The organism is Actinomadura gamaensis (assembly GCF_042652125.1).
Taxonomy (GTDB): Bacteria; Actinomycetota; Actinomycetes; order Streptosporangiales; family Streptosporangiaceae; genus Spirillospora; species Spirillospora gamaensis.
Window position 1 is genome coordinate 121691 of sequence record NZ_JBHSIT010000015.1, and the last position, 12963, is coordinate 134653.

At 72.1% G+C, this 12963-nt stretch carries 14 protein-coding genes; 6 read left to right on the plus strand and 8 right to left on the minus strand.

Annotated elements, in window-relative coordinates:
• Nucleotides 1–4 precede the first annotated feature (4 nt).
• Both ACFPCY_RS38240 and ACFPCY_RS38245 read left to right on the plus strand, forming a co-directional pair.
• On the plus strand, nt 5–1315 hold the full coding sequence (locus ACFPCY_RS38240; protein ID WP_378263865.1) for a carotenoid oxygenase family protein: 1311 nt from the start codon (nt 5–7) through the stop codon (nt 1313–1315).
• Nucleotides 1316–1375: 60 nt separating this feature from the next.
• Nucleotides 1376–2875, plus strand: a complete 1500-nt coding sequence (locus tag ACFPCY_RS38245) for an aldehyde dehydrogenase family protein (RefSeq protein ID WP_378263867.1) — start codon at nt 1376–1378, stop codon at nt 2873–2875.
• Here the strand turns inward: ACFPCY_RS38245 and ACFPCY_RS38250 are convergent.
• The 5 genes from ACFPCY_RS38250 to ACFPCY_RS38270 form a co-directional block, all read right to left on the minus strand.
• Complete coding sequence (locus tag ACFPCY_RS38250) at nt 2863–3033, minus strand: hypothetical protein (RefSeq protein WP_378263869.1); 171 nt, start codon at nt 3031–3033, stop codon at nt 2863–2865. The two genes, ACFPCY_RS38245 and ACFPCY_RS38250, sit on opposite strands and share 13 nt — an antisense overlap.
• Nucleotides 3030–3305: a hypothetical protein gene (locus ACFPCY_RS38255; RefSeq protein ID WP_378263871.1), complete on the minus strand. Its 276-nt coding sequence runs from the start codon at nt 3303–3305 to the stop codon at nt 3030–3032. The genes ACFPCY_RS38250 and ACFPCY_RS38255 overlap by 4 nt, the downstream gene beginning before the upstream one ends.
• Nucleotides 3306–3413: 108 nt before the next feature.
• Complete coding sequence (locus ACFPCY_RS38260) at nt 3414–4655, minus strand: helix-turn-helix domain-containing protein (RefSeq protein WP_378263873.1); 1242 nt, start codon at nt 4653–4655, stop codon at nt 3414–3416.
• A 100-nt stretch (nt 4656–4755) separates the two neighbouring features.
• The gene (locus tag ACFPCY_RS38265) at nt 4756–5145 is read right to left on the minus strand and encodes a nuclear transport factor 2 family protein (protein ID WP_378263875.1); all 390 of its coding nucleotides are present in this window, start codon (nt 5143–5145) and stop codon (nt 4756–4758) included.
• Complete coding sequence (locus ACFPCY_RS38270) at nt 5142–6347, minus strand: MFS transporter (protein ID WP_378263877.1); 1206 nt, start codon at nt 6345–6347, stop codon at nt 5142–5144. Before ACFPCY_RS38270 ends, ACFPCY_RS38265 begins: the two co-directional genes overlap by 4 nt.
• 89 nt (nt 6348–6436) lie before the next feature.
• Here ACFPCY_RS38270 and ACFPCY_RS38275 point away from each other — a divergent pair, with 89 nt between their 5' ends.
• The gene (locus tag ACFPCY_RS38275; protein ID WP_378263879.1) at nt 6437–7039 is read left to right on the plus strand and encodes a TetR/AcrR family transcriptional regulator; all 603 of its coding nucleotides are present in this window, start codon (nt 6437–6439) and stop codon (nt 7037–7039) included.
• On the opposite strand, the gene ACFPCY_RS38280 is transcribed toward ACFPCY_RS38275, so the two are convergent.
• Nucleotides 7033–8274 carry an oxygenase MpaB family protein gene (locus ACFPCY_RS38280; RefSeq protein ID WP_378263881.1) on the minus strand — a complete coding sequence of 414 codons (1242 nt, stop codon included), beginning with the start codon at nt 8272–8274 and terminating at the stop codon, nt 7033–7035. The genes ACFPCY_RS38275 and ACFPCY_RS38280 overlap by 7 nt on opposite strands.
• A 159-nt stretch (nt 8275–8433) precedes the next feature.
• Between ACFPCY_RS38280 and ACFPCY_RS38285 the strand changes: the two genes are divergently transcribed.
• Nucleotides 8434–9096 carry a TetR/AcrR family transcriptional regulator gene (locus ACFPCY_RS38285; protein WP_378263883.1) on the plus strand — a complete coding sequence of 221 codons (663 nt, stop codon included), beginning with the start codon at nt 8434–8436 and terminating at the stop codon, nt 9094–9096.
• Here ACFPCY_RS38285 and ACFPCY_RS38290 read toward each other — a convergent pair.
• Nucleotides 9093–9494 carry a nuclear transport factor 2 family protein gene (locus ACFPCY_RS38290; protein ID WP_378263885.1) on the minus strand — a complete coding sequence of 134 codons (402 nt, stop codon included), beginning with the start codon at nt 9492–9494 and terminating at the stop codon, nt 9093–9095. The genes ACFPCY_RS38285 and ACFPCY_RS38290 overlap by 4 nt on opposite strands.
• Before the next feature lie 82 nt (nt 9495–9576).
• On the opposite strand from ACFPCY_RS38290, the gene ACFPCY_RS38295 reads away from it, so the two are divergent.
• Complete coding sequence (locus ACFPCY_RS38295; protein WP_378263887.1) at nt 9577–10173, plus strand: TetR/AcrR family transcriptional regulator; 597 nt, start codon at nt 9577–9579, stop codon at nt 10171–10173.
• Between the two features lie 384 nt (nt 10174–10557).
• On the opposite strand, the gene ACFPCY_RS38300 is transcribed toward ACFPCY_RS38295, so the two are convergent.
• Nucleotides 10558–12147, minus strand: a complete 1590-nt coding sequence (locus tag ACFPCY_RS38300) for a GMC family oxidoreductase (RefSeq protein WP_378263889.1) — start codon at nt 12145–12147, stop codon at nt 10558–10560.
• Nucleotides 12148–12237: 90 nt separating this feature from the next.
• Here ACFPCY_RS38300 and ACFPCY_RS38305 point away from each other — a divergent pair, with 90 nt between their 5' ends.
• Nucleotides 12238–12879, plus strand: coding sequence for a cob(I)yrinic acid a,c-diamide adenosyltransferase (locus ACFPCY_RS38305; protein ID WP_378263891.1), 642 nt, complete (start codon nt 12238–12240; stop codon nt 12877–12879).
• Nucleotides 12880–12963: the final 84 nt, after the last annotated feature.

The window sequence follows — 12963 nt, forward strand, 5'->3', positions numbered from 1 at the left end:
TGTCATGGAGAGCTGGCTCGACGGCCACCGCGCCCCCGTCCCGGACGAGACGACCGCCCGCGACCTGCCCGTCAAGGGCGTCCTGCCCGCCGAGCTCGACGGCCGGTACCTGCGCAACGGGCCCAACCCGAAGCCGGGCGAGCCGAGCCGCCACTGGTTCACCGGGCACGGCATGGTGCACGGCATCCGGCTCCGGGACGGCCGCGCCGAGTGGTACCGCAACCGCTGGGTCCGGACGACCCGGTTCACCAACGGCGCGCCCTACCTGCGCGACGACCTCTCGCTCGACCTGGCCGCCGTCCCCGCCAACACGCACGTGATCGCGCACGACGGCACAGTGTACGCGCTGGTCGAGAACGGCCTACCCTACGAGCTGACGCCCGACCTCGACACGGTCGGCCCGTGCGACTTCGCCGGACGGCTCACCACGGCCATGACCGCCCACCCGAAGCGCGACCCGCGCACCGGCGACCTGCTGTTCTTCGGCTACGGGGCCGTCCCGCCGTACCTGACCCACCACCGCCTCTCCGCGGACGGACGCCTCGTGGAGAGCCGCGAGATCGAGGTCCCCGGCCCGACGATGATGCACGACTTCGCCATCACCGAGCGGTACGTGGTCTGGCTCGACCTGCCGATGGTGTTCGACTTGGAGCTGCTCGACCGCGGCATGCCCTACCGCTGGGACGGCGCGTACGGCGCGCGCATCGGCGTCATGCCGCGCGAAGGCGAGCCGCGGGTGCGCTGGTTCGACGTCGATCCCTGCTACGTCTTCCACGTCGGCAACGCGTTCGAGGACGACCGGGGCCGCGTGACGCTGACCGGCGTCCGGTACGACGAGGCGGACATCGCGTCCCTGTGGTCGGAGATCGGCGGCGCGCCGTCGTCGGTCTCGTCTCCGTCCGGTGATTCGTACCTGCACCGCTGGACGCTCGACCCCGCCACCGGGCGCGCGCACGAGGAGAAGCTGGACGACCTGAGCGTCGAGTTCCCCACGCTCGACGACGACCGCGTCGGCCGCGCGCACCGGTACCTCTACAGCGTCACGCGCTCGGGTGTCGTGAAGCACGATCTGGAGTCCGGATCGTCCGCGTCCCGGCGCCTGGACGGCCACGTCGGCGAGGCCGTGTTCGTCCCGGCCGAGGGCCGCCGGGACGAGGACGACGGGTGGCTGCTGACGGTCGAGTCCGGCGCGTCCGGGTCGTCGCTGCTGGTCCTGGCGGCGGCGGACCTGTCGGAGACGGCGCGCGTGCTCCTGCCCCGGCGCGTCCCGGCCGGGTTCCACGGGAGCTGGATCCCGGCCGCCGCCGTAAGGTGATGTACTAGCCGGTACGCTGGCAAGCGGTCACTTACCCGGTTGAGCAGCCCGGAGGCAGCCATGTCCGTCGCCACGGAAAGCAGCACGTTCCCGTCGCTGAACCCCGCCACCGGCGAGGTGGTCGCCGAGCATCCGGTGCAGGACGCCGGCGCCGTCGCGGAGGCGGTCGCGAAGGCCCGCGACGCCGCCGCCTGGTGGGGCGGGCTCGACTGGAAGGAGCGGCGCGTCCGGCTGCTGAACGCCAAGGGCGCGCTCACCCGCAACCTGAACCGGATGGCCGAGCTCATCCACCAGGAGACCGGCAAGACCCTCCAGGACGCCCAGCTCGAAACGATCATGGCGATCTCGCACCTGGACTGGGCCGCCCGGCACGCCGCCAAGGTCCTCGGCCCGCGCACGGTCTTCCCGGGCATGATGTCGCTGAACCAGAAGTGCGTCCTGGAGTACCAGCCGCTCGGCGTCGTCGGCGTCATCGGCCCGTGGAACTACCCGATCTTCACCCCGATGGGCTCGATCGCCTACGCCCTGGCCGCCGGCAACGCCGTGGTGTTCAAGCCGTCGGAGTTCACCCCCGGCGTCGGCGTCCTGCTGGCCGAGATTATCGGCAACGTGGTCCCGGAGCGCCCGGTCTTCCAGGTCGTCACCGGGCTCGGCGAGACCGGCGCCGCCCTGGCGTCCTCCCCCGGCATCGACAAGATCGCTTTCACCGGCTCGGCCCGGACGGCCAAGAAGGTCATGGCCGCCTGCGCCGAGAACCTCACCCCGATCGTCGCCGAGTGCGGCGGCAAGGACGCCTGCATCGTGGACGCCGACGCCGACCTGGAGGCCGCCGCCGACTCGGCGCTCTGGGGCGCGATGGCGAACGCCGGCCAGACCTGCATCGGCGTCGAGCGCGTCTACGTCGTGGACGAGGCGTACGACGCCTTCCTCGCCAAGCTCACCGAGCGCGCCGCCAAGCTCCGCCCCGGCTTCGACCGCGAGGCCGCCTACGGCCCGATCACCATGCCGTCCCAGCTCGACATCATCGAACGCCACATCAAGGACGCCCTGGAACGCGGCGGCAAGGCGGTCGTGGGCGGTCCCGAGTCGGTCCGCAAGCCGTACGTGGAGCCGGTCGTGCTCACCGACGTCCCGGACGACTCGTCCGCCGTCCGCGAGGAGACCTTCGGGCCGACCATCACCGTCCACCGCGTCCGCGACCTGGACGAGGCCGTCGAGAAGGCCAACGCCACCAGCTACGGCCTCGCCGGCTCGATCTTCTCGAAGAACAAGTCCCGCGCGATGGACGCCGCCCGCCGGATGCGCTCCGGCATGACCTCCGTCAACGCCTTCGCCGCGTTCGCCCTGGTCGCCGCCCTCCCCTTCGGCGGCGTCGGCGAGTCCGGCTTCGGCCGCATCCACGGCGCCGACGGCCTCCGCGAGTTCGCCCGCCCGAAGGCCATCACCCGCCAGCGCTTCGCCCTCCCCATGAACCTGACGAGCTTCGACCGCACCGAAAAGCAGATGGCCCAGGTCATCCAGCTCGTCACGATGCTCCACGGCAAACGCTACAAGCGCTGACCGCTGAGGCGTCCGGCCAGCTCCCGCGGGTCGGACGCCTCGATCAGCCGTCCACCAGCCATCGCCCACCAGCGCCGGGTGTGCTTTCCGTGCCAGATGAGCACGCCCGGAAACGCCCTCCGCAAGGCGCCCAACGCGAGCGCGACGTCCTCGGTCACGACGTCCGCCGCGCGAACATGCCGTTGATCGCGATCGCCGCGTCCTCGACCCGTGCCGCCTCCGCGATCGGCTCGCCCCAACTCGTCCAGAACCACAGCCGCCCGCCGTCGTCCTCCCGCGCCCGACACGTGACCCGGTCAGAGGGATGCGCCACCTCCGCGCAACACCCGCGCACCGAGGCGTCCACCACCCGCAGATCCGCTGCAAGCTCCACCCGAAACCCAAACGCCGCCAACCGAGCCCCCAGCGCCGCCAGCTGCCCTTCGCTCACTACATGACCTCCCTGGTCCGTTGATGCCAGCGAGAAGGCTAGAGAACGATGAGTGATGCGCTGGGTGCGCTGTGTACCCGCCGGGTTTCGGGTGCGGAGTGCACCCTGTCAGGCGGGAAGACCGAGGAGGGTGGCGAAGGTGCGGGCTCGGCGGTCGGTCATGGGGCCGCCGTGGTCCACGGCGTCGGAGGCCATCTGGCGGGCTGTGGGCGAATAGTGCACGGAGTCGTGGCACACCGGGTAGGCGCGTTCCAGCCAGTCGAGCGTGGCGGCGTAGTCGCGGCGCTGGTGGTAGGAGCGGGCGATCTCCACCATCAGGCGGGCGCGGCGTTCGCGGCTCGGGATCGAGGACGGGTCGATCCTCAACGCCAGCTCGCGGGCCGTGGACGCCTTGGCGAGGTCGGTGGCCACGGACACCGCGTGGACGGCCACGTTGGACGCGCCGAACTGCGTCCACGGATGGTGGTAGCCGGAGGGGAGGCGGTCGGCGGTGGCGCGGCCTTCGTCGAGGAAGCGCATCGCGTCGCCTTCGCGTCCGGCACGGGCGCTGGTGGTCGCGGCGTGGAGATGGAGCGCGCCGAACATCGCCCGCTCGTCGTCTGTGCCACCTTCCAGGCGGGGTCTGAGTAGTTCGGTCGCACGGACCGCGAGGGCCACCGCGCCCTCCAGGTCGCCGGTGGAGCGTTGCACGATCGCCAGCGTCCAGGCGGCCCCGGCGAGCGCCAGGGGACGGTCCGCCTCGTGCGCCGCGGTGACGCTGCGGTCGGCGACCACCCAGACCAGTTCGGGCTCGGCCGCCCAGACCAACTCGTGCTGGGCGAGCGCGTAGACGTCCGCGAGCGCGGCGTTCGCGGCGCGCCGTTCCGCTCCCTCGGTCAGTCGCACCGCGTGGCGGGCGTCACGTATCAGGCCGGGCAGGACCCGTCCCACGTCGGTGCGGTGGGTGGACGAGCCGTGCCACAGCCTCCAGGCGTGCGCGGCCCTGTCCCTCAGCGCGGCCACGTCCACCCGGGTTTCGGGGACGGTGAGCATCGGGTCGCGCACGGCGTCCCGGATGGCGGGGATCGCCTCGTGCGGGATGCGGCCGAACGACGCGATCGGGATGGACGCGCCGTCCCCGAGGTTCAGGTCCGTTCCGGCGAGCACCGCGACGTCGGCCACGCCCAGCGCCTCGCCCAGCCTCACCAATGTGGGGAGGCGCGGAGGCAGGCGGCGTCCTGTTTCGATGCCCTTGAGCCATTCGGCCGACTTGCCCACCAGCCCGGCGAGCGTGGGACGCGACAGGCCTTTGCGTTCGCGCAGGAGCTTGACGCGTTCCCCGGTGCTCCTGTCTGCCAGATCGTCCAGCATGTGCCCACCTGCCGTGGCCGCGTACTGCGCTGATGCCTTCAGGCTACGGCGGAGCCGACCGCCCCCGGGCGTGGATCGGGGCGGTCGGCCTTGCAGGAACTCAGCCGGTGAGTTGGGCGGCGAAGACGGCGTGGTTGAAGTAGGCGCGGGCTTCTTTGATGAGGCCGTCGGCGTTCAGGTCGTAGATGTTGATGCCGGACCAGTTCACTGGGCGGCCATCTTTGGACACTGCCGCGCCGCGCCAGGAGACGGCGACGGAGTTTCCGACGGTGTGGGCCTCGACCGGGGTCAGGCCGAGGAACGGGTCGAAATTGGGCAGGACGGACCCGATGAACGCGTGCACGGCGTCGCGGCCGACGATCGGGGGCTGGCCTACCGGGTCGTGGAACACGCCGTCCTCGGCGAAGGTCGCGGCCCAGGCGGCGGCGTCGCCGCGCTGCGAGGCGGCGAAGAACTCCAGGACGGAAGCGGGCATGGCGGGGAAGGTCATCGGGACTCCTCGGTCGTGAGAGCTCGGTCGGTTGCGAAGGCGAAGGGCAGAACGAGCGCGCCGGCGAGGACCAGCAGCGCTTGCAGGACGCAGGCGCCGGTCCAGCCCAAGGTGCCGTAGCAGGCGCTCGCGGCGGCGGCGCCAGCCGCGCCCGCGAGGAAGACCGCGACCATGTAGACGGTGTTCGCGCGGCTGCGGGCGGCGGGGAGGGCGGCGAAGACGCGGGCCTGGTTGGCGATCTGCCCCCACTGGACGGCGATGTTGGCGAGGACGATGCCCGCGACCATGAACGCGAGGACGCGACCGCCCAGCGCGTAGCAGGCGGCGGACAGCAGCATCAGCGCGAACGCGGCGAGCAGGACCGGCCGCGCGCCGCGGCGGTCGATCACCCGTCCGGCCCAAGGTGAGGCGAACGAGGCGGCGAGTCCGAGCAGGCCGAAAAGGCCTGCTGAGGCGGTCCCATAGCCGTAGCCGCGTGTGAGGACGAGGACGAGCGTCGTCCACGTGGCGGTGTAGGCGGCGAACAGCGCACCGTGCAGCAGGCACGCCTGCCGCAGGACGGGCTCCGTCCGGAGCAGGCCGGGTAGCGAACGCAGCAGGTTCCGGTACGGGACGGCCGGGCGGCGCGGCTCGTCCGGCAGGAGCGCGATGGTCGCGGCTCCGGCCAGCGCGGTCAGCAGCGCCGCGAGCAGGTAGACCGCGCGCCAGCCCAGCAGCTCGCCCACCGCGCCGCCGACGACGCGGGAGCCGATGATCCCGGTCATCAGCCCGATCTGGACGCCGGCGACGACCGACGCGCGCCGCTCGGGCGGTGCGAGTTCGGCGGCGAGGGGCACGAGCACCTGCGGGACGACGGTCAGGCCGCCGACGAGCGCGGCTGCGGCGGCAAGGGGCGCGAGGCCGGGCGCGGCGGCGGCCGCGAGCAGGCCCAGCACCGTCCCGCAGACCAGGACGGTCAGCAGCGGTCTCCGCCGCCGCACGTCCCCGAGCGGGACGAGCAGCAGAATTCCCGCCGCATACCCGAACTGCGCGCAGGTGACCACGGCCCCGGCGCCGGACGAGCCGGTCCCGAGCCCGTCCGCGATCAGGCCGAGCAGGGGTTGCGCGAGGTAGACGTTGGCGACGGCGGCGCCCGCGCACACCGCCATCGCGGGGAACAGAAGCGGACGCACCGATAGCGGCGCGTCCAGGGTCTCGGTCACGAGGACTCCTAACGAACGAACTAGTTGGTTCGGATCGTAGGCATGCCGAGGCCGGACGGTCAAACGAACTGGTTCGTTAGGATGGGCGCATGGCCTACGACTCCGCCGCGACCAGGGAACGCATTCTCAAGGCGGCCACCGCCGAGTTCGCCGAGCACGGGGTCGCGGGCGCGCGGGTGGACCGGGTCGCGGCCCGGGCGAAGGCCAACAAGCGCGCCATCTACGAGTACTTCGGCGACAAGAAGGCACTGTTCACGGCCGTGATCGAGCAGCTGATGACCGAGGTCGCCGAAGCCGTCCCGCCAGACGGCGGCGACCCCGCCGCCTACGCCGAACGCCTCTACGAGTACAACCGCGCCCACCCCGAGACGCTGCGGCTGCTCATGTGGGAGGCGCTGGAGGCGGGCGACGAGCCCGTCCCGAACGAGCGGGAGCGGGCCGCGCACTACCAGGACAAGGCCGCGGCGCTGGCGGCGGCGGACCCGGTCGTGGAGCCGCGCGCGTTCGCCCTCTACGTCCTGGCCCTGGTCAGCTGGCCGCTGGCCATGCCGCAGCTCCACCGCATGCTCATGGGCGAGGACGCCTCCCCCGACGACCTCCGTCCGGCCCTGCGCGCCGCCGTCACCGCCCTGACGTCCGGCGGGCAGGGCCGAGGGCCCCGGTCTGAGGGGGCCTCAGCGGACGGTCAGTAGTTGGGGTTGTTGGTCGTGGGGATCTGGATGCTGATGGGGAGCTTGCCGCCGGAGAGGTAGAGGAGGGCGCTCAGGCGGAGGACCTCGTCGAAGGCCCAGTAGGCCTTCTGGAGGGCGCCGGGGGCCTTCTCCTTCGAGAGGAGCCCTTCGCGGATCGCGATGAACGGCTCCCAGCAGGTGTCGAACAGCGGGTACCAGAACGGGTCCTTCGGGATGTTCAGCCAGCCGGCGATCTGGTCGCCCAGGACGTAGCGGGTCAGCGAGCCGAGGATCGGCTTGGTGAGCAGGCCGCCGTCGAGGGACGAGCCGAGGTTGAGCAGGATGTCGGCGAGCTTGACGCCCTCGGGCGTCGGCGCGATCACCGGGCCGAGGACCTGGTCGGCCTGCGCGTTCGCCTCGTCCCAGGAGGACGGGATGTACTCGTCCCGGATGCCGAGCAGGTGCGCGGTGACCTGCCAGGAGTGCAGGAAGCCCGCCGACTCGGCCGGGTCGATCGGGACCTTCCACTTGACCAGCTCGCGCATGACGGTCGTGGGGAGGCTGTGCCAGGTGACCATCATGTCGCGCTGGCTGATCGGGATCTTCTCGTCCGCGACCTTGGTCCAGTACGGGGACTGCGGCAGCAGGTGGCGGACGCCGGCGTGCGCGAGGCGCGTCTTGACGCAGGTGACGATCATCTCGCCGTCGGGCTTGAAGGCGTTGGACGATCCGACGTCGTAGCCGAGCTTGGCGGTCTTGGTGATGCGGTCGCGCATGTCCGCGCCGCCCTTGGAGTAGTAGACCGCGCGCGCCTCGTGCGGGATGGCCGTGCTCATCATGCCGCTCGCGAAGCCGTAGGTGACGCCGAGGTAGAGCCCACGCTTCTCGTTGAAGTCCACCGCGTCGGCGAGCTTGCCCTGGTCCGTCCAGGACGGCAGCCGCCGCGCCTTCTCCACGAAGTCGCGCAGGTCGGACGGGAGGCCGCTCGGCAGCGGCTGGCCGTTCTTGGTCCACGTCCGGAGCAGGTCGTTCACCTTCGGGACGTCACCCCGGTCGAGCAGGGAGGCGACGAGCGTGTCGGCCTCCGGGTCCCACACCCACCGGGGGTCGTCGCCCGCTCCGGCGCCCGCGACCGAGCCCTTCGGCGACCAGGTCCAGGGCGTGCCCGCCCGCGCGGGCGCCGCGAGGCCCAGCGCGCCGGCCGCGCCCAGCGCCCCGCCCGTGACCAGCACGTTCCGCCTGCTGGGTCTGTCCATCCTGCGTTCCTCCTCGGTCCCCCGAGCAGTGGGTTGATACGATGAAGCAGAATGAGCATCTGCGTATCATCGCCTCTCGGACATGAGAGCACACCGGCACGGCGGCGGCAAGGCCCGGATCCGGCGGCGGTGGGGCAGAATCGGAGGCCGGGAGGACCCATGGAACCCGCACCGCACCCACCCGGCCCGGGGCGGGAGTCGCTGCTCGAACGCGCCTACACCGACGCCGTCGAGGGCGTGGACGACACCGACGAGACCCGCGCGCGCATCCTCCGAGCGGCCCACGACCAGTTCTGCCGGATGGGCATCCAGCGCTCGACCATGGAGGACGTGGCGCGGCGGGCGGGCGTCTCGCGGATCACCGTGTACCGCCGCTTCGCCACCAAGGACGCGCTGGTCGAGCAGGTCGTCCGGCAGGAGTTCCGCCGCTACTTCGACCGGTTCCTGATCGACATCCGGGAGGCGCGGACCGCGGCCGACCGGGTCGTGCTCGGGTTCACGAGCGCGCTGCGCGCCATCCGCGGCAACCCGCTCATCGGCGGGCTGATGGAGACCGAGCCGGACCTGCTCGTCCCGTCGATGGTCAACGACGGCGGGCGGACCGTCGCGACCGTCCGGCGGTTCGTCGCGGGGCAGCTCCGGCAGGAGCAGCGCGCGGGCAACGTGCCGGACGAGGTGGACGCCGACCTCGTCGCCGAGATGATGGTCCGCGTCTCGGCGTCCTTCCTGGCGATCCCGAGCGAGCTGGTGGACCTGGACGACGAGGAGCAGCTGGCCTCGCTCGCCCGCCGCTTCCTCGTCCCCATGCTGGAGATCCCCTAGCGACCGAGGGGCTTGCGACGCGCGAGGATGGTGCGGCGGGTGATGCGCCAGCCGTGCGGGCCGCGCTTCACGACGTCCCGGTAGACGGCGCTGCCCGCGCTGCCGTCGGCGTGGACGGCGATGGCCTTCGAGCGGACGTGCACCTCGTCGTCGTCCACTTCGCTGAGGACGACGTTGGTGACGTGGTGCCCGACCGGGTTGCCGTCGCCGAGCCGTTCGGCGGCGTCGCGGAAGGCGGCGAGGCCGTGGAGTTCGCCGAACCCCACGTCCGAGACGTCGTAGACGACGTCCTCGGTGAAGACCTCGTGCATGCGGTCGAGTTCGCCGTCGTCGGTGAGCTGGCCGTGCAGGGAGATCAGGTCGGTGATCGCCGTGCGGTCGTCCGGTGTCAGTGCCATAGCGCGCTCCTTAAACGGGGAGTTCCCCACTTATTGGGCTACGCTACGGAGGACGCTTCCGATCTGCAAGGGGTCGTGACCGATGCCTCCACGCCGTCCGCGCGCCGACGCCGCGCGCAACGCCGCGCTGCTGCTCGCCGCGGCCGGGGAACTGTTCGCCGAGCGCGGCCCGGACGTCCCGCTCGACGAGATCGCCAAGCGCGCCGGAGTCGGCAACGCGACCCTGTACCGGAACTTCCCGACCCGGGAGGACCTGCTCATCGCGGTCTACGCCGACGAGGTCGAGGCCCTCCGGCGGCGCGGCGCGGAACTGGCCTCCGCCTCGCCGGACGAGGCGCTCTACCTGTGGCTGGACGACTTCGTCGGCCACGTCGCGACCAAGCGCGACCTCGCCATGGCGATCACCGAGACGCCGGACGGACGCCGCTCGGCCCTCTTCCACGAGTGGCACGCCACGCTGAATGAGACCGCCGAGGTGCTCGCCGCCCGAGCACGCCGGGTCGGGACGCTCCGGGACGACATCACCGTCATCGACCTGCTCGCGCTGGTCAGCGGCGGCGCGATGACGACCGGAGACCCGGACGCCGCCCGCCGCCTCCTCCGCCTCGTCAGGGACGGCCTGGAGCCCCGGCGGGACCGAACGCCCGCAGGAACTCACGGCCAAGGCTCCGATGGATAATACGCGCTGCGTACTAGGACGTGCTTAGGGCCTGCGAATAAGGCGTCGTCCCCATGTGCCGGGTGGGGTCTTAGGACGAACCTTTAGGTGTCGGCAGGGAACCCGGCCGACGGACCGAAAAGGGAGCCAGGCACCATGTACCACCACTCGTTCGCCCAGGGAATCGCTCAGCAGCGCGTATCCGCCCGTCGCTCGGAGGCCAGGGCCGCGCGGCGTGCGGCCAAGGCCAAGGAGAAGGCGCGCCGGCGGTGACGCGCGCGACCAGGCGACCGCCGAAGCCCGGGAGACCGGAAGGCTGTCGCAGCGAGACAAGGCCCTTGCCAGCCGGCAAGGGCCTTTCCCTTTGCCGCTCTCATTCCTGCTGCCGCTCGCTTTCGCCGCGGCTCACACCGTCGCGGGAGGGAGCGGGTCGCGGCCTCGGATGAGGTCGGCGGCCCGTTCCGCGATCGCGATCGTCGGGGCGTTGGTGTTGCCGCGCGGCACGGACGGCATGACCGACGCGTCCACCACCCGCAGGCCCTCGACGCCGCGCACGCGCAGCTCCGTGTCACACACCGCACCGTCCCCGCCCATCGCGCACGTGCTGGTCGGGTGGAAGAGCGTCGCGACCTCGCGCCGGACGAACGCGGCGACGTCCTCGTCCGACACGGCCTGCTCGCCGGGCGCGTACTCGCCCGCGACCAGCGACGCCAGCGGTCCGGTCGCCGCGATCTCGCGCGCCTGCCGCACCCCGGCGACCAGGATGTCCAGATCGGACTTCGCCGCCAGGTAGGCCGGGTCGATCAGCGGCTTGGCGTGCGGGGACGCCGACCGCAGGGTCAGCGCGCCGCGGCTCTCGATCGCGACGGCCGTCACCATCACCGACAGCAGCCGCTGCGTCGGCTCGACGAGGCCCTGGTCGATGAACGGCACCGGCAGCACGTGGTACTGGAGGTCCGGCGCGGGCAGGCCGTCCACGGTCCGGACGAACCCGCCGCACTCCGCCACGTTGGACGCGTAGGGCCCGCGCCCGAACGCCCGCCACTGCGCGAACGTCAGCGGGCTCGGCAGCTCCCACAGGCCCTTGACGCGCGGCGTGGCGAACATGACGTTCACGAACGGGTGGTCCTGGAGTCCCCGGCCGACCGGCGCGTCCACGACCACGTCGATGCCGTGCTCGCGCAGGTGGTCGGCCGGGCCGATACCCGAGAGCATGAGCAGCTGCGGGCTGTTCACCGCGCCGCCCGACAGCACGACCTCGCCCTCGGCGCGCGCCGTCACGGTCTCGCCGCGCGCCTCGTAGGTCACGCCGACGGCCCGTCCGCCCTCGATGACGACGCCGGTGACCAGCGCGTCCGTCACCACGGTCAGGTTCGGGCGGTCCTCGACGGGATGCAGGTACCCGACCGCCGTGGACCAGCGCCGGCCCTGCTTGTGCGTGACCTGGTAGTACCCGACGCCGTCCGGCTCCGCGCCGTTGAAGTCGCGGTTCTCCGCGAGCCCGGCCGCCTTCGCCGACTTCACCCAGGCGTGCGACAGCCTGTGCGTGTACCGCCGGTCCTCGACGTGCAGCGGCCCGCCGACGCCGTGGTACTCCGACTCGCCGCGCGCCTGGTCCTCGGCCCGCCGGAAGTAGGGCAGCAGGTCGGCGTACCCCCAGCCCTCGCACCCGTAGGAGTCGCGCCAGGTGTCGTAGTCGTACCGGTGCCCGCGAATGTAGATCATCGCGTTGGTGGACGAGGAGCCGCCGAGCGTCCGTCCGCGCGGCCAGTACACGCTGCGTCCGGCCGCGTGCTCCTGCGGGACGGTGCCGTAGTCCCAGTCGTACGGCCCCTTGATCAGGGACGCCACCGCGGCCGGGACGTGGATCTCCACGGCGTCGTCCGGCGGCCCCGCCTCCAGCAGCAGCACCCGCGTCCCGGGGTCCTCGCTCAGCCGGCGGGCGAGCACGCAGCCCGCGCTTCCGGCACCGACGATGATGTGGTCGTACGTCACAGCCGCCTCCGCGCACAGGGGGTCAGACCAGGCAGGTAAGTGAGAACCTACAGAACCAGACTCGGGGCCCCGCTGGATAGGCTCGGCGGCATGGCGAAGAACAGGGAGACCCCCGTCGTGCTGTCGCGCATCTACACCCGGACGGGCGACGACGGCACCACCGCGCTCGGCGACATGTCCCGGACGAGCAAGACCGACCCCCGCCTGGCCGCCTACGCCGACGTGGACGAGGCGAACGCCGCGATCGGCGTCGCCGTCACCCTGGGCGGGCTCCGCGAGGACGTCGTCGCCGCGCTCACCCGCGTCCAGAACGACCTGTTCGACGTCGGCGCCGACCTGTGCGCGCCCGTCGTGCGCTCGCCCGAGTACCCGCCGCTGCGCGTGAAGGCGTCCTACGTCGAGCACCTGGAGGCGGTCTGCGACCTGTTCAACGCCGACCTCGCCCCGCTGCGCAGCTTCATCCTCCCCGGCGGAACGCCCGGAGCGGCGCTGCTGCACGTCGCCCGCACCGTCACCCGCCGCGCGGAGCGCACCGCCTGGGCCGCGATCGAGGCGCACGGCTCCGCGCCTCTGGACGAGTCGGGCGAGCCCGTCGAGGACGCGGCCGAGAACGGCGTCAACCCGCTCACGGCCAAGTACCTCAACCGCCTCTCCGACCTGCTGTTCATCCTGTGCCGGGTCGCGAACGCCGAGCACGGCGACGTGCTCTGGAAGCCCGGCGGCGAGCGCTGACAGAGGCTCGTCGGAGAGCGCCGGCAGAGGCTCGTCGGAGAGCGCTGGCAGAAGCTCGTCGGAGAGCGCCGGCAGAGGCTCGGT

Bases quoted from the DNA above. Each gene is read 5' to 3' on its own strand.
- ACFPCY_RS38260 (WP_378263873.1), bottom strand. From the start codon at position 4,655: ATGCTGGACGATCTGGCAGACAGGAGCACCGGGGAACGCGTCAAGCTC.
- ACFPCY_RS38275 (WP_378263879.1), top strand. From the start codon at position 6,437: ATGGCCTACGACTCCGCCGCGACCAGGGAACGCATTCTCAAGGCGGCC.
- ACFPCY_RS38285 (WP_378263883.1), top strand. From the start codon at position 8,434: ATGGAACCCGCACCGCACCCACCCGGCCCGGGGCGGGAGTCGCTGCTC.
- ACFPCY_RS38265 (WP_378263875.1), bottom strand. From the start codon at position 5,145: ATGACCTTCCCCGCCATGCCCGCTTCCGTCCTGGAGTTCTTCGCCGCC.
- ACFPCY_RS38290 (WP_378263885.1), bottom strand. From the start codon at position 9,494: ATGGCACTGACACCGGACGACCGCACGGCGATCACCGACCTGATCTCC.
- ACFPCY_RS38295 (WP_378263887.1), top strand. From the start codon at position 9,577: ATGCCTCCACGCCGTCCGCGCGCCGACGCCGCGCGCAACGCCGCGCTG.
- ACFPCY_RS38245 (WP_378263867.1), top strand. From the start codon at position 1,376: ATGTCCGTCGCCACGGAAAGCAGCACGTTCCCGTCGCTGAACCCCGCC.
- ACFPCY_RS38280 (WP_378263881.1), bottom strand. From the start codon at position 8,274: ATGGACAGACCCAGCAGGCGGAACGTGCTGGTCACGGGCGGGGCGCTG.
- ACFPCY_RS38305 (WP_378263891.1), top strand. From the start codon at position 12,238: ATGGCGAAGAACAGGGAGACCCCCGTCGTGCTGTCGCGCATCTACACC.
- ACFPCY_RS38240 (WP_378263865.1), top strand. From the start codon at position 5: ATGGAGAGCTGGCTCGACGGCCACCGCGCCCCCGTCCCGGACGAGACG.